The 14,587-nt window shown below is 34.2% G+C and carries 15 protein-coding genes and 2 pseudogenes; 11 read left to right on the top strand and 6 right to left on the bottom strand.

Features of this window, described 5'->3' with window-relative positions:
* Positions 1-205: 205 nt before the first annotated feature.
* Both coaD and P8K68_RS04725 read right to left on the bottom strand, forming a co-directional pair.
* Positions 206-661, bottom strand: coding sequence for a pantetheine-phosphate adenylyltransferase (gene coaD / locus P8K68_RS04730; protein WP_300248508.1), 456 nt, complete (start codon positions 659-661; stop codon positions 206-208).
* A 112-nt stretch (positions 662-773) separates the two neighbouring features.
* Entirely contained in the window at positions 774-1,757 is a 984-nt protein-coding gene (locus P8K68_RS04725; protein ID WP_300248507.1) for a D-alanine--D-alanine ligase, read from the bottom strand.
* Between the two features lie 315 nt (positions 1,758-2,072).
* Here P8K68_RS04725 and P8K68_RS04720 point away from each other — a divergent pair, with 315 nt between their 5' ends.
* From P8K68_RS04720 to P8K68_RS04710, 3 genes are all read left to right on the top strand, one after another.
* The gene (locus tag P8K68_RS04720) at positions 2,073-2,630 is read left to right on the top strand and encodes a PASTA domain-containing protein (RefSeq protein ID WP_300248506.1); all 558 of its coding nucleotides are present in this window, start codon (positions 2,073-2,075) and stop codon (positions 2,628-2,630) included.
* Between the two features lie 3 nt (positions 2,631-2,633).
* The gene (locus tag P8K68_RS04715) at positions 2,634-3,668 is read left to right on the top strand and encodes an RluA family pseudouridine synthase (RefSeq protein WP_300248505.1); all 1,035 of its coding nucleotides are present in this window, start codon (positions 2,634-2,636) and stop codon (positions 3,666-3,668) included.
* A gap of 454 nt (positions 3,669-4,122) precedes the next feature.
* Positions 4,123-5,682 (top strand): IS1182 family transposase, encoded by a 1,560-nt coding sequence (locus P8K68_RS04710; protein WP_300248504.1) that lies wholly within the window; start codon positions 4,123-4,125, stop codon positions 5,680-5,682.
* A 114-nt stretch (positions 5,683-5,796) separates the two neighbouring features.
* Here the strand turns inward: P8K68_RS04710 and P8K68_RS04705 are convergent, their stop codons facing one another.
* Together P8K68_RS04705 and P8K68_RS04700 are read right to left on the bottom strand one after the other, a co-directional pair.
* Positions 5,797-6,369 (bottom strand): DUF4411 family protein, encoded by a 573-nt coding sequence (locus P8K68_RS04705; protein WP_300248503.1) that lies wholly within the window; start codon positions 6,367-6,369, stop codon positions 5,797-5,799.
* Positions 6,366-7,520: an ImmA/IrrE family metallo-endopeptidase gene (locus P8K68_RS04700; RefSeq protein WP_300248502.1), complete on the bottom strand. Its 1,155-nt coding sequence runs from the start codon at positions 7,518-7,520 to the stop codon at positions 6,366-6,368. The genes P8K68_RS04705 and P8K68_RS04700 overlap by 4 nt, the downstream gene beginning before the upstream one ends.
* A gap of 304 nt (positions 7,521-7,824) precedes the next feature.
* Here P8K68_RS04700 and yaaA point away from each other — a divergent pair, with 304 nt between their 5' ends.
* Positions 7,825-8,583: a peroxide stress protein YaaA gene (gene yaaA / locus P8K68_RS04695; protein WP_300248501.1), complete on the top strand. Its 759-nt coding sequence runs from the start codon at positions 7,825-7,827 to the stop codon at positions 8,581-8,583.
* A gap of 5 nt (positions 8,584-8,588) precedes the next feature.
* Positions 8,589-9,311, top strand: a complete 723-nt coding sequence (locus P8K68_RS04690; protein WP_300248500.1) for a hypothetical protein — start codon at positions 8,589-8,591, stop codon at positions 9,309-9,311.
* On the opposite strand, the gene P8K68_RS04685 is transcribed toward P8K68_RS04690, so the two are convergent.
* Complete coding sequence (locus tag P8K68_RS04685; protein ID WP_300248499.1) at positions 9,308-9,448, bottom strand: 30S ribosomal protein THX; 141 nt, start codon at positions 9,446-9,448, stop codon at positions 9,308-9,310. The two genes, P8K68_RS04690 and P8K68_RS04685, sit on opposite strands and share 4 nt — an antisense overlap.
* 113 nt (positions 9,449-9,561) lie before the next feature.
* On the opposite strand from P8K68_RS04685, the pseudogene P8K68_RS04680 reads away from it, so the two are divergent.
* The 6 genes and pseudogenes from P8K68_RS04680 to P8K68_RS04655 form a co-directional block, all read left to right on the top strand.
* Positions 9,562-9,999: pseudogene (locus P8K68_RS04680) on the top strand (uracil-DNA glycosylase family protein); the annotation flags it as partial.
* Positions 10,000-10,089: 90 nt separating this feature from the next.
* A complete protein-coding gene (locus tag P8K68_RS04675) occupies positions 10,090-11,259 on the top strand; it encodes an IS4 family transposase (RefSeq protein ID WP_300248498.1) in 1,170 nt (389 codons plus the stop codon).
* A 78-nt stretch (positions 11,260-11,337) separates the two neighbouring features.
* Positions 11,338-11,598, top strand: a pseudogene (locus P8K68_RS04670) (uracil-DNA glycosylase family protein); the annotation flags it as partial.
* Positions 11,599-11,710: 112 nt separating this feature from the next.
* Positions 11,711-12,997: a DEAD/DEAH box helicase gene (locus P8K68_RS04665; RefSeq protein WP_300248497.1), complete on the top strand. Its 1,287-nt coding sequence runs from the start codon at positions 11,711-11,713 to the stop codon at positions 12,995-12,997.
* 10 nt (positions 12,998-13,007) lie between these two features.
* Entirely contained in the window at positions 13,008-13,223 is a 216-nt protein-coding gene (locus P8K68_RS04660; protein ID WP_300248496.1) for a DUF6500 family protein, read from the top strand.
* A complete protein-coding gene (locus tag P8K68_RS04655; protein WP_300248495.1) occupies positions 13,223-13,450 on the top strand; it encodes a VF530 family protein in 228 nt (75 codons plus the stop codon). The genes P8K68_RS04660 and P8K68_RS04655 overlap by 1 nt, the downstream gene beginning before the upstream one ends.
* Positions 13,451-13,453: 3 nt before the next feature.
* On the opposite strand, the gene P8K68_RS04650 is transcribed toward P8K68_RS04655, so the two are convergent.
* A complete protein-coding gene (locus P8K68_RS04650; RefSeq protein WP_300248493.1) occupies positions 13,454-14,359 on the bottom strand; it encodes a DUF1080 domain-containing protein in 906 nt (301 codons plus the stop codon).
* Positions 14,360-14,587 lie beyond the last annotated feature (228 nt).

Here is a 14,587-nt window from a genome sequence, read left to right as displayed (position 1 = left end):
AGTTGTTTTTTAACCTTGTAAAATGATTTTTTACTAGCGTATTCCCAACTAGAAATGGTTTGTATTTTTATTAGCTTCAATTTTAGCCTCTTAATCCTAGATTTATTAAAGACTATTAAAGCGTTTTTTTGTAATTGAAATTAAAATCCGTCTTTACAACCCAAAGCTTTTAAAGGTTTTTATGACGCAATAGATACATTTTGAACTATTTCACCCGAACATTATCTGGCACCAACTTAGTATAATCGCCATCGTTTCTAATCACATCGCGCACAATAGAAGACGCGATGTAAGACGTATCTGCCGAGGTTAAAAGAAACACCGTTTCAATAGGCGCTAAGTCTCTGTTGGTATGTGCAATGGCTTTTTCAAATTCAAAATCGGCAGGATTTCTTAGTCCACGCAGAATAAATTCAATACCAATTTCTTGACAAAAATTAACAGTAAGACCTTTATATACAACTACTTTTACTTTGGGTTCGTTAGCAAAAGCTTCTTCAATAAATTTTTTCCGTTCTTCAAGTGAGAACATATATTTTTTATCTGCATTTACGCCAATGGCAACAATAATTTCATCAAATAAAGTTACGCCACGTTTTATAATATCGTAATGTCCTAATGTTAGGGGGTCAAAAGATCCCGGAAATAATGCTCGTTTCATTGAAAAGTCCCTCTTAATCTCCCCGAAGGGGAGAAATTAATACAGTTGTAAATATACAATTCTATTTTTTGTCTACTTGGGTTTGTATAACAGTTTCCCTCCTTCTAAGGGATTAAGGGAGGCTCTTCAAAGCCTCTTCAATAGCATTATCAAACAAATCAGCTAACGATATATTTGCGGCAGCAGCCTGTTGTGGCAAAATACTTTCTCTGGTTAAACCAGGAACGGTGTTCATTTCTAATAAATGCGGCTCACCATCTTTAAAAATAAATTCGCTTCTGCTAAAGCCTTTCATTTTTAAAACTTCGTAAACTTTTTTAGCTTCTATAGTAACTTTTTCTTCTTGTGCTTTGGTTAATCGTGCCGGTGTAATTTCTTGAGATTTCCCTAAGTACTTTGCTTCATAATCAAAAAAATCATTTTCAGAAACTATTTCTGTAATGGGTAATACTTTGGTTTCGCCTTTATAGGTTATTACACCAACAGAAACTTCGGTGCCATCTAAAAAAGATTCAATAATAATTTCATCGTCCTCTTTAAAGGCAACATCAATGGCGTTTTGCAAATCTTCTTTTTTATGGACTTTACTAACTCCAAAACTACTTCCGGCTTTATTGGCTTTAACAAAACAAGGTAAACCTACTTTGGATACAATAGCATTTTCATTAACGGTATCGCCAAGGTTTAGGTAAAATGATTCTGCCGTTTTTATACCGTAAGGTTTTAAAACACTTAAACAATCACGCTTGTTAAAGGTTAAACTCGCTTGATACATATCGCAACTGGTATGCGGGATATTTAATAAGTTGAAATACCCTTGCATAAAACCGTCTTCTCCTGGTGAGCCATGAATGGCATTGAAAACACAATCGAAAGTAACTTTATAGCTCCCTACATTTATTGAGAAATCATTTTTATCAATGGGGAATTCCATGTTTTCTTCATCAACATAAACCCATTTATCTTTAAAAATATGAATGCGATAAGGGGTGTATTTTGAAGCGTCGAGTGTTTCGTAAACCACATTTCCGCTTGTTAGTGAGATTTTGTATTCGCTAGAATATCCACCCATGATGATGGCGATGTTTTTTTTCATTAATGACTTCTTTTATTTAAAATGCCTTTATAAAATAATATAAACATGAAACTTAGTTTTAAAGTTTAAATGGAGTACTGCTTTGCGTTAGGGATTGAGGCATTTGTTGAAGCTCCTCGCAGAGAGCGACTGCCGAAAGCCCGACCCTTTTCGGGTAACGCCCAAAACATAAAACTTAAAAACTAATGCGCTTTGTTTACAACCAAAAAACGACAATAAAACGTATCTATTATTAGTTAAGCTAAAATATCATATATATTGCAAAAGAAAAAACAGTTCTGTTTTTATATATTTGCCTAATTGAAAATTCTATACATGAGCATTGTAAAATTTCTTGTCAGTAAAACTTTTTTGAAACAACTTGTATTGGCAATTGTTGCTTTAGTTGTGCTGTGTTTTATCATGTTAAAATGGTTGAACACGACAACTAATCATGGTGATTTTGAAACCGTTCCGGAGCTTAGAGGGAAATCTATAAGTGTTGCAGAATTGGAGTTGAAAGATAATAATTTGGTGATGAAAATTCAGGATTCTGCGAATTATAATCCGGATTACCCAAAGTTTTCTGTGATAGAACAGGAACCTTTAGCAGGAACAAAGGTTAAAGAGGATAGGAAAATATACATTACGCTTAACCCTTCTGGTTACAGAAAAATGAATATTCCAGAGGGTGTAATAGACCAAACATACAGACAGGTAAAACCCATGCTTGAGGCTCTAGGCTTTAAAGTTGGTAAGATTACATATGTAGATAATATTGGAAAAGACATGGTTTTAAAGCTAACCCATAAAGGAAATACACTAAAAGCTGGCGATAAGTTGGCTAGAACCTCTGTTATAGATTTGGTTCTTGGAAATGGCAACAGACCCTAAATAATGGACGACTACACACCGCAATTACCAGACGAAAACGATCTTTACGAACACCATGCATTTACTGTAGATAAGGGACAAGCACCTTTACGTATTGATAAATATTTAATGAATTTTGTTGAAAATGCTACCCGAAATAAAATTCAGGCTGCAGCAAAAGAAGGCTGTATTTTTGTAAACGATGAGGCTGTAAAATCCAATTACAAAGTAAAACCTTTTGATAAGATTAGAGTGTTGTTTTCGCATCCGCCTTTTGTGAATTTATTGGTTGGCGAGGATATTGATATTGATGTGGTTTATGAGGATGACAACCTTCTAGTTGTTAACAAACCCTCAGGTATGGTGGTGCATCCTGGACACGGAAACTACTCTGGCACACTGATAAATGCCTTAATCCATAGGTTTGATAATTTACCAAACAACTCTAGTGAACGCCCAGGATTGGTGCATAGAATTGATAAAGATACCAGCGGACTTTTAGTGGTTGCAAAAACCGAACAAGCCATGGCGCATTTATCGGCTCAATTTGCTAATAAAACCAGCGAGCGCGAATATGTTGCTTTAGTTTGGGGAAATATGACCGAAGATGAAGGTACTGTAGAAGGCAACATTGGTCGACACCCTAAAAACCGACTTCAAAACACCGTGTTTCTTAATGATGAAGCAGATAGAGGCAAACCAGCTGTAACCCATTACAAAGTTATAGAGCGTTTAGGCTACGTTACCTTAGTGTCTTGCAAGCTGGAAACGGGGCGCACGCACCAAATTCGCGTGCACATGAAACATATTGGGCATACCCTATTTAGCGATGAGCGCTACGGTGGCGAAAAAGTGCTGAAAGGTACCACATTTACTAAATACAAGCAGTTTGTAGATAACTGTTTTAAGATTCTACCAAGGCAAGCACTACATGCAAAAACCTTGGGTTTCGAGCATCCTACAACAGGCGAGTTTATGCGTTTTGAAACTCCCATTCCAGACGATATCCAACAGTGTATTGAGAAATGGCGTGGTTATACTAAAAATCAGGAGCTATAAACTACTGCCTTTCGATTCCACTAAAGGTAAACTCCAGCAGGAATCTCATAAAAGATAGATATTTACTTTGTTAATTTGGGCGTTACCCCGAAAAGGGGTCAGGCTTTCCGCTATATCTTTTTAAGACGTCATTGCGAGGAGTGTGCGATGTGGCAATCTGCTTAATTTTAGTTTTATCAATTTTTTTGTATATCAGGTTTTAAAAAGGATGCCGCTACAATCCTTAACGCAAGCTGAATAACTGATTTGAAAATTTTAACTTAATTGTGTAAGTTCGTTTATCGTGTTTGTATATGGTTTGTTGCGTGGTTTAAGCACTAAAGTTAGCAAATAAAACACAAATAGAAAGTCCGCGAGGACTTTCGTAAGTAGGCTAGAACTAGCAATAAATTATATACGGTGTGCCTGTTGCACAACGCCTTGCTAAATATACAGAAATTTCGTATATTTAGTAATGCAAGGCAACAAAATATTTCAAGAAAAGTTGTTCAACACTTTCCAGTTGAGCGCACGAGTTCCGAGAGCCAATTTTTACCGCAGATTATCAGAGGTTCTAGATTTAAAATTTTTACATAAAGAGACCCAAATCTATTATGGTTCCTGTGGGCAAAAGAGCATCGACCCTATCGTTTTTTTTAAATTTTGTTTGGTAGGTTATTTAGAGAATATTGTAAGTGATCGTAAGCTTATAATGCATTGTAGCATGCGGCTTGATATTCTGTATTTTTTAGGTTACGATATTGATGAAGAGCTTCCTTGGCACTCTACGATAAGCAGAACGCGACAGCTCTATCCGGAATCCATTTTTGAGAGTCTCTTTACTCATATCTTTAAAATGTGTGTTTCAGGAGGTATGGTCAGCGGTCATACCCAAGCTATAGATTCCGCTCCCGTAAAGGCGAATGCGTCCATGGACAGTTTGGAACTGAAAGTTCCAGAAGCAGATTTGGCGTCTCACTTGTTAGAGGTGCGCCATATCAGCAATAGGGATAAACCAGACGTCATCCGACGTGCCAAGACTAATAAAGCACCTGTGTCCCAACAGACGCTATCCGCCAGTTCAGGTGAACTTCAAGCGATAACAAGCAGGAATAAAAAGTGGTCAAAGGATCAGAACCACCGTCCTGGATCAGGCAATAAAGGAAGTCGCTACACGAGCAATAAGACGCATTACAGTCCGACCGATCCCGATGCTCGTATCAGTGTAAAACCCGGTAAGGCAAGAAAGTTAAATTACCAAAGCCAACTTACTGTAGACACGGCACACCACGTGATAAGCGATATTAAGGCATACCATGCCGATGGGAAAGATAGCCAGCAACTATCGGACATTGTATTGCGCGTTCAACGGCGCTTATGGCAAACGGGACTTAAGATGGATACCTGTATTGCAGATACGGGTTATAGCAGTGGCGCTAACTATGCTTTTTTAGAGGGCCAAAATATTGAGAGCTATATTCCACCACATGGTACTTATAAGGGTGGTCCCGATGGTTTTGTTTACAAAGAAAAAGAAGATTGCTATATCTGTCCCCAAGGAAAAACTATTCCTTTTAAAAAGGTGTTTATAGAGAAGAAGAACCATACGAAAAAAAAGGAATACCGTGGCTCAAAAAAGGTGTGTATAGATTGCCCGATACGCAGTAGTTGTTTAGGGAAAACGGCACAAGAGAAAAAGTTTACTATTACTTACTATAGACCTGAATATGAACGTAACATAGCTAGGGTAAACAGCAAAAAAGGAAGTTATATGAAAGGTAAGCGACAAAGCACAGTAGAGCCAGTTTTTGGAACACTCACTCAGTTTTTAGGCATGGGAAAAGTGAATACTTTAGGTTTGAAGCAAGCCAATAAATGCATGCATCTTTCTGCAATAGCATATAATTTAAAGAAATACTTAAAATTTATTAAAAATAGCCACCAAAGTATAGCGGGAGCTATGAATCTTATTTGTTGTAATATAAATCGCAAAATGAGACTCCATATAATCGGTTTTAAGCAACCTATATTTTGAACAAAATCAAGAATTCATAAAAACTAAAAACGCTTAAAATCAGGTGTTTATCAATTTGTGTAATCTTTTCTAATGTGTTGTGCAACGGTTACCGGTGTTAGCCACTGGCTTTTCTTATTCAAACGAGAAGTTTATATCAGTATATAATTCCAACAGTTCAGGTAACGTCTTTACCTCAATGTCTAAAATCTTACTAATAGCTGGTAATTTTTTGAAAGCCTTTAAGTCATTACTTCCTTCTGTTTCTTCTGTAACAAGAATGATTTTCTCAAATGAATTTTTGCTGATTTGAGTTAGCAAATAAATAATCATTCGTGCGTCTGCTGAATCTAAAAATTCCTTTTTTCGCTGTTCAAATTGAGCACTATTTAATTTTTTAGCGTTAGTCGTTATAAAATTGTTATCAACAAGATTGTAGAATTTTTTAGGTGAAGGTGGAATTAAATTCTCCGTTTTAACGGGAATTTTATGTGCTTTTAAAAAGTCCTTGTCAATTAAAAAATCCAATTTTTTCACAACCAATTTTCCAGAAACCATTTTGCATTCGTTTAATACTTCATCAATCACTATAATGTTGTGATTTTGTATTTCTTTCTTGATGAAATTAAAAAGCTTATTATTTTGGTCAAATGGTAAGTAGTAACGAACCAAGGACAACAAAGAACTTGTATCGATTACTACTATCATTGAATAAATTTATCTAATTTTTCAGGCTTTATATTCAGTTTCTTACAAACGTCGTATTCGTTTATAATTCCTTCGTAAAATGCTGCTTGAATTGTTGATATAAATAAAGGCGAAGAAATTGGTTGTGCAACTGAACCTCTTATTTTAATACCTTTTTCTTTTTGTAATTCCTTTTCTCTATCTTTTTCTTCTTGAAATTTTTTGAATTGTTCTTCAAAGTCATTCCTTACTTTGTTATAGTTAGATTGACTAATTTGATTTTTAAATAATAACCTTGTAAATAAGGCGATTTGACTCAAATGAGTGTTTTCAGAAACTGTTTTTATTAAATCAAAATGGTAATCATTTGAAGCTTTTGCAGGTTCAATATTTTTAAGCATTTCTCCATATTCTCCGACTAAAAAATAATAAGCAAAATCATTACACCATCTTTCAATAGATGACAAATGTTTGTCAGCAATTACATTATAATCGAGTAATTCAATTTCTTCTTTGTTGAGTAAAAAATGACCTAGTTCGTGAGCTAACGTGAATATTTCTCTTCTAAAGGATTGATGTCTTTTTAATACAATAACATTTGGTTTAAGAAAAAAGCCATCAATATTCGCTTTCTCTTTTCTGTTGTGAGTTTCTACAAACTCAAAAACTAAAATGTTACTTTCTGCAAACTTTGAAATTAGTGCTTTAAGAAAATCCCTACGTTTAGATGTGAAACTTGGATAAAGAATTTTTCTAAACTCGTTAGCTACTTTCTCTGGATTGTCTTTTATGCTGAATTTTGGAATTTTTCTTTTTGTGTCTAATTCTGCTAATTTGGCAATAGCAGAAATAGATATTTTCAGTTCCTCAAATTGGCTAACTATTTTTTTAGCTCTGAAATTTAAGTCAGTTCCAAAATTTTCTTTTCTAAAAAAGACACTCGCTTCTTTTGAATTTTCAGGTGCTTTTGGGTCTAAATAATAATGAATTCCCTTTTCAAAAAGTTTATCAATTCTTTTTAAGTGTCCAATTTCTATTCTTTCGGAAAAAACATCTTTTTCAGAGATAGGTCGTTTTAATCCATCGCTGATTTTCGATAAAAAGTCAGATACTGAAAGCTTGTACATTTTCAGTAAGTGCTTTAATCGAGATATGTTATGTTCTACTTTCAAGAATATTTTTTATTTCAGAGGTCAAAGGTACAAATTTAGTTCTTGGTTCAGCTTGTGGCTAATGTTTTTAAGGATATGAAATCGTTTTAATGTTTTATATCCAACGTTAAACGAAGTTAGTTGAAAATTTTTACAATGTCAAGTATATCAATTCAATCTATAACCACATCACAAATAATTCTAAGCATAAATTTTTAAAGTAGATTAGTAATCGTAAATTTGGGATGTAAAGAAAACAGAGATTCCCGACGAAGTTTATCTTGAGCGTAGACGAAAGGAGGGAATGAAAAAAATAGTATTATTCATGAAACTAGTATTATCTCCAGCAAAGTCACTAAATTTTGAAACTCCATTGCCAACAACGCAGTTTACCAAACCTGATTTTTTATCACAATCAGAACGTTTAAATAAATTGCTTAAAACAAAATCGGCAAAAGGCTTATCAAAACTCATGAGTATTTCTGATGCTTTGGGGCAATTAAACCATCAGCGTAATCAAGATTGGGAATTACCTTTTACTCCAGAAAATGCAAGACCTGCCATATATGCTTTTAATGGCGATGTGTATAGAGGTTTAGATGCTTACACGATTCCACAAGAAAAAATAGAAACGCTTCAAAACACAGTGCGTATTCTTTCAGGTTTATATGGCGTATTAAAACCAACCGATTTAATGCAACCCTATCGTTTAGAAATGGGAACAAAATTAACCGTTGGAAAAAATAAAAATTTATACGAATTCTGGAAAAAAGATATCACAAACGCATTAAACCAAGAGCTTGAAGACGATGAGTTGTTTTTAAACCTTGCCAGTAACGAGTATTTTAAAGCAATTGATACCAAAGCTTTAAAAGTGCCTGTAATAACCGCTAATTTTAAAGATTTTAAAAACGGTAAGTATAAGGTTATTTCATTTTTTGCTAAGGAAGCTCGTGGCGCTATGGCACGATATATTGTAGATACTAATGCTAAAACTATAGACGATTTAAAAGGCTTTAATTATATGGAATATGGGTTTAGTGAAGCGCTATCTAAAGGCAACGAATTGGTTTTTACAAGATAAGTTTTATGTATTATTTAATCATTGCACTTCAAGTGTATTGCTTATACCACCTTTATACAAATAGGAATGCCTATTATTGGTGGTTTGTTATTCTATTTTTAGGACCCATAGGTTGTGCAATCTATTTAATCACTCAAGTTTATAATAAGCCTGATGCAGAAAAAATAACCAGTAACATAGCACAGGTTATTAATCCAACGAAAAAGGTTAAAGATTTAAAAAAGCGCTTAGAGTTTTCAGATACTTATCAAAATCGATTAAATCTAGCGGATGCGTATTTAGATATCAAAGATTATAATAATGCGATTCCCCAGTATTTAGAAGCTTTAGAAGACAACTCTCAAAATAATTTATACGCTACAAGACAGCTGATAGAAGCTTATTTTAATATTGAAGATTTTGATAAGGTTGTTTTTTATGCTGAAAAAATTAACAATCATCCAGAATATAAAAAATCTAGAACCCAGTTTTTATATGGATTAGCCTTAGAACAATTGGGAAAAATGGAAGACGCAGAGACCAATTTAAGACAGATTGATGTTAGATATTCGTTTTATGATGAACGACTTGTACTAGCTAAGTTTCTAATAAACATTAAGAAAATAGAAGATGCTAAAGAAATTTTAAATGATATTTCCACAGAATCAAGCCACATGACTAAAACAAACCAACGTATTTATAGAGCAACTATTCTTGAGGTTGGCAAGCTTCTAAAAGCACTTGACTAGCCCTGTTTAGGTTTAGCCTTATTACCAACACCAATTTTAGTTTCAATGGAACGTCTTTTTTTAATTCGTGGTCGTCTTGCACCAAAAGTCCCTCTGTTTATTTTGCCTCGTTTTGTTTTTTTATCGCCTTTTCCCATAATAAATTAAGTGTTTTTTATGCCCTTGAATCCCGATAGCTATTAGGAGGGAATCTTATTATATTTAACTAACTTAATATAATCATTTTGAGGTAGAAAGCCAAATCAAATCTATGTATAAACATAAACACCCCTATAAACCATTCATCAAAAAAGATACTACCAAACTAATTGTTGGTACCTTACCGCCACCTAGGTTCTCTAAAGGAGCGCTTTTAGAGAACGATGTGGATTTCTGTTATGGAAGTTGCTTCAACTCGCTTTGGTTGTTTATAGATAAAATTTACAATTTAAATTTCCGTTACGATAATTCAATAGAAGCTATTGAAGAGCGAAAAGCATTTTTAGTTAAAAATAAAATAGGCATTTGTGATATTGTTGAAAGTGCAGAACGCGATATAATTGATGCTTCAGATTTAGGTATGAAAAATATTAAACTCAGAGATGTTATTGGTTATTTAAAGGAGTTTCCAAACATAGATATGCTTTTGTTTACGGGAGGAAATAGTAAAAACGGACCCGAATATTTTTTTAGAAGACATTTGAAAACCAATAGCGTCCTAAACGTTTAATAAAAGAGAAAGGGAAATTTGTTCCGCAAAGTTATCTTTGTGGTGCAACACAAAAAACACCTTTCTCCTATGACAAATATAACTTTGTTTTCTCAGATAATTTCAAAATTAGACTCTTCCAAATTCAAGAAATTAGTAAAGACACATCGTAGCAATAAGCACCATAAAGGCTTCGACAGTTGGTCTCACCTAGTTTCGATGCTTTTTTGTCAATTTGCCAATAGTCAATCTTTACGCGATATCAGTAACGGATTACGTTCTGCAACTGGTAATCTTAATCACTTAGGAATGCTTAAAGCACCCTCAAAATCTACTTTAAGCTATCAGAACAAAAACAGGAGTTGGGAACTTTTTAGGGATTATTATTATGTTTTGCTTGAGAGTTTAGGACAGCAAGCCCATTTTAAACGAACAAACTTCAAGATAAAGTCAAAAATATTCTTGCTTGACGCCACTACCATAAGTCTTTGTCTGAACCTATTTGATTGGGCAAGGTATAAAACAAAAAAAGGAGCCATAAAAATGCACACATTGCTTGACTATGATGGTCACTTACCTGCCTATGTAAATATAACCGATGGCAAAACAGCAGACAACAAAGGAGCTCACGATATCCCGCTATTAAAAGGGAGCGTCATTGTTGCTGATAGGTTTTATAATGATTTTTCACTCTTAAATGTCTGGGATAGCAATGGGGTTTATTTTGTGGTCAGGCACAAGGACAATATAAAATTTAGAACCTTAAAAGAACTGGAACTGCCAGAGCAGCGCCACCAACACGTCCTAAAAGATGAGATTATTGAGCTTACAGGTATTAACACAAAAGAAAAATACCCCACAAAGCTACGCAGAGTCGCATTATGGGATGAAAAAAATCAACAAACGATAGAAGTGATTACAAACCAAATGTCTTGGACAGCAAACACTATCACAGAGCTTTATAAGGCTCGATGGGAGGTTGAGATATTTTTTAGGGATATAAAACAACAGCTGCACATCAAGTCTTTCATAGGAACAAGCCATAACTCAGTAATGATACAAATATGGACTGCATTGATAACAATACTGATCTTGAAGGCGCTAAAAACCCAGGCAAAACACAGTTGGTATCTATCAAATTTAGTCGCTTTTATAAGGCTAAATCTCTTTGTCAAAGTAGATCTACATAAATGGATCGATAATCCTTTTGCGAAAGAGCAACCTCCGCCAGATAAATACATACAGGGGGTTCTTTTTTGAAAAAACAATAAAACAAAGGATAAAATCAGTAAAATGGTGAATGTTAGTGTGCCTAAAATTTATTTAGGACAGGATTGTTTGAAAACGTATAATTTAAAACTGGAGTTGGTTTCTAATGAGGTACCGAGAATTCACAAATTTAAACTACCCGTCATTGCGAGTGAAACGAAGCAATCTCTCCAATCAAACCGAATTATAAAAACGGTATCTCTAACCTCAGGCTCTGGCGCAGCCAACATTTCCATAAGTAGGATGCCACTTTATAAACAGCTAAAAGCTAAAAACCTAGAGTTTAATACCTTTGATTTTCGAGTAATGCAGTATCGTGAGTTTTTCTGAGGAATTAATTGAAAATTAGATGTACCTTTGCGTTTTAATAATAAGAAGGAGGTAGAATACATTATGTTTTGTTATCTCAAACGCCCACTAAGGGTCTTCATAAACAAAATATATGTCATTTCAATCTTTAGGCTTATCCGAAGCCTTGCTAAAAGCAGTTAGCAAAAAAGGATACACAACCCCAAGTCCTATTCAACAAAAAGCAATTCCTCCAGTTTTAGATGGGAAAGATGTTTTAGCTTCAGCGCAAACAGGAACAGGAAAAACAGCAGGTTTTACATTACCACTTTTACATATACTTTCAGAAAATCCGAAAGAAAAATATAGACCGATTCGTGCTTTAATTTTAACACCAACAAGAGAATTGGCAGCGCAAGTTTACGCTAATGTTAGAGAATACAGCGAGTTTTTAAACTTGCGAAGCGCTGTTATTTTTGGAGGTGTTAATCAAAAACCACAGGTGTCAACCATTCGTCAAGGGGTTGATATATTGGTCGCTACACCAGGGCGTTTATTAGATTTACAAAATCAAGGATTATTATCGCTTAAGCGTGTTGAAATCTTTGTTTTAGATGAAGCCGATAGAATGTTAGATATGGGCTTTTTAAGAGATATTGAAAAAGTAATAAAATCTATGCCAGAAAAACGTCAGAACTTGATGTTTTCAGCAACCTTTTCAAAAGATATTAAAAAGTTAGCACATGGTATTTTAAATAATCCCGTTCAAGTTGAGGCAACACCAGAAAACACTACTGTTGAAGCTATATCTCAGAAAGTGTACAGAGTCGCTAAAGGTTTAAAAACAGGTTTGATTATTAAGTTAATTTCTGAAGGTAATTGGAAACAAGTCTTAGTATTTAACAGAACTAAACACGGGGCTAATAAGCTATGTGAAAAAATGATAAAGGCAGGAATAACTGCAGCGGCTATTCATGGAAATAAAAGTCAAGGCGCAAGAACAAAAGCATTAGCGGGTTTTAAAACGGGTAAAGTTCGGGTACTGGTAGCAACTGATATTGCTGCACGTGGATTGGATATACCATTATTGCCACATGTTATTAATTTTGAATTACCGAATATTTCTGAAGATTATGTTCATAGAATAGGAAGAACAGGTAGAGCAGGAGCGAGTGGCGAAGCTATATCTTTAGTTAGTGCTGATGAAACCTCTTTTTTAAGAGCTATTGAAAAATTAATTGAAATGAAATTGCCTGTTGAAATAGTTGAAGGTTTTGAACCCGATCCAAACGCATCAACAGCGCCAATAAAACAAGGACAAGGTAGGCAAAATCGTAATTCTAGAAACTCTAATAAATCCCGTAATTCTAGCAGAAATCCACAGTCTAATAGAACTGGTAATTCTAGGCGTCCGAAACGCAGTAATGATAGAAGAAATTAGACATAAAAACATGCAAAAAATTCTGAAAGATAGAATTATTGAAGTATGCGATAAAAAAATAGCTTCCAAAGGTGAAAATGTTGGTGTTTCTTTTTATGCCTTTTTCAAGAATAAAAACGATAATCCAGAATTACTCATGGAAGCCGCCACTTGGTGGATAAAGACCCATAAGTTAGATCATTTTGAGAAGGCTGTAAAAATTAAAAGTTTAGTCCAAAATTTATAATGGAATTGCAGCCCAACAACCCCTTACATGGTATAAAACTTGAACAAATTATCAATGAGCTTGTGGCCCATTATGGTTGGGAATATATGGGTTATACTATTAAAATAAAATGCTTTACAGATAATCCATCAGTGAAATCAAGTTTAAAGTTTTTACGAAGAATGCCTTGGGCAAGAACCAAGGTAGAAACGATGTATTTAAAAATGCTTAAAAACAACCAAAAGTAAATTTTAATATTTACACTGCTTAGGGTCGCTTTTCACATAGTATGATTTGTAATTAACAGCCGTAGAGTCCATACAACCACAAAGATTTAATAATTTTAAATTCTTAAAATCTACAGGATGGCTTTCTGCTTGCAAAGCAATATAACCCTCGGTTAAAAGAGTCCCTTTTTTAGAAATCCAACGTTCTTTATCTTCTATAATGTTGGCTTTATCCCAATCTTTACCCTCTTGTTTTTCGGAAATAAAACCACCATTTATTTGTGGGTTTTCAAAACGTAGTACCGCATCATTTTCAACAATAAATTCCATAGAGGCTCCACCCATAACAGTAGCATCAACATGAACCCATTGGTCGCCGTGATAAGTAGCAGAATTAGATTTTATACAATGTGAAAAGTTTATAGTGTCTTGCATAACGACTGCCGTTCCCGGAGTACAAACATTGGCAGTGTTTCTGTCTTCGGTACCTAATCCACCAAGCAATTGAAGTTCTATAGATACTGGGAAATTTTGACCAATCTCATTACTAGCAGCAGATTGCGAATGTAGCATAATACCACTATTTCTAACATTCCATTTTGATCCTCCTACTAATTGCTCCCCTGTAAACCTATAATCAAAACTTAATTTGTAATATGAAAATGGCACATGGTAATACATATGCCCAAATTTATTGTCAAAATTATCATAGTTATCATAACTAACTCTAATCATACTATCTTGAACAATAAAGGTGTTTTTATAATTGTCGTTAACCTCGTGCCCTGCAATTTTAATATCCCAGCCCGTAAGGTCTTTTCCGTTAAAAAGATCTATCCAAACTTCTTTGTCTGTATGGGATTCTTTTTTTGATGATTGGCAAGCATTTAAAGATAAAATAATAACAATAATGATTAGGGTATTTTTCATAATTACAGGTTGTTTTTGTTTTAAATATTCGTGTTGCACTTATTACTTGAACTTAGAAATTAATATATAAAAAATAATTGAGTAAACTAAAAAGAGGCTGTCTAAAAAGGCAGTCTCTTTTTTATTGTTTTAGATTTTAAAAAAAGTATTGGTTTTCGTATCTTAAAGGTATGAAAAGCAACATCGTTTGGAAGACGAATAGTCAGTCTCAATTAAGTCTTCTCCCAC

Origin of the sequence: Algibacter sp. (assembly GCF_029245835.1) — a bacterium.
Taxonomy (GTDB): Bacteria; Bacteroidota; Bacteroidia; order Flavobacteriales; family Flavobacteriaceae; genus Algibacter_B.
The sequence above is the reverse complement of the archived record's forward strand: the minus strand, read 5'-3'. Positions and strand labels throughout refer to the sequence as shown.

Excerpts from the sequence above, each read along its gene's own strand:
- coaD (WP_300248508.1), bottom strand. The coding sequence starts at position 661 with ATGAAACGAGCATTATTTCCGGGATCTTTTGACCCCCTAACATTAGGA.
- P8K68_RS04725 (WP_300248507.1), bottom strand. The coding sequence starts at position 1,757 with ATGAAAAAAAACATCGCCATCATCATGGGTGGATATTCTAGCGAATAC.
- P8K68_RS04720 (WP_300248506.1), top strand. The coding sequence starts at position 2,073 with ATGAGCATTGTAAAATTTCTTGTCAGTAAAACTTTTTTGAAACAACTT.
- P8K68_RS04715 (WP_300248505.1), top strand. The coding sequence starts at position 2,634 with ATGGACGACTACACACCGCAATTACCAGACGAAAACGATCTTTACGAA.
- P8K68_RS04710 (WP_300248504.1), top strand. The coding sequence starts at position 4,123 with ATGCAAGGCAACAAAATATTTCAAGAAAAGTTGTTCAACACTTTCCAG.
- P8K68_RS04705 (WP_300248503.1), bottom strand. The coding sequence starts at position 6,369 with ATGATAGTAGTAATCGATACAAGTTCTTTGTTGTCCTTGGTTCGTTAC.
- yaaA (WP_300248501.1), top strand. The coding sequence starts at position 7,825 with ATGAAACTAGTATTATCTCCAGCAAAGTCACTAAATTTTGAAACTCCA.
- P8K68_RS04690 (WP_300248500.1), top strand. The coding sequence starts at position 8,589 with ATGTATTATTTAATCATTGCACTTCAAGTGTATTGCTTATACCACCTT.
- P8K68_RS04685 (WP_300248499.1), bottom strand. The coding sequence starts at position 9,448 with ATGGGAAAAGGCGATAAAAAAACAAAACGAGGCAAAATAAACAGAGGG.
- P8K68_RS04675 (WP_300248498.1), top strand. The coding sequence starts at position 10,090 with ATGACAAATATAACTTTGTTTTCTCAGATAATTTCAAAATTAGACTCT.
- P8K68_RS04665 (WP_300248497.1), top strand. The coding sequence starts at position 11,711 with ATGTCATTTCAATCTTTAGGCTTATCCGAAGCCTTGCTAAAAGCAGTT.
- P8K68_RS04660 (WP_300248496.1), top strand. The coding sequence starts at position 13,008 with ATGCAAAAAATTCTGAAAGATAGAATTATTGAAGTATGCGATAAAAAA.
- P8K68_RS04655 (WP_300248495.1), top strand. The coding sequence starts at position 13,223 with ATGGAATTGCAGCCCAACAACCCCTTACATGGTATAAAACTTGAACAA.
- P8K68_RS04650 (WP_300248493.1), bottom strand. The coding sequence starts at position 14,359 with ATGAAAAATACCCTAATCATTATTGTTATTATTTTATCTTTAAATGCT.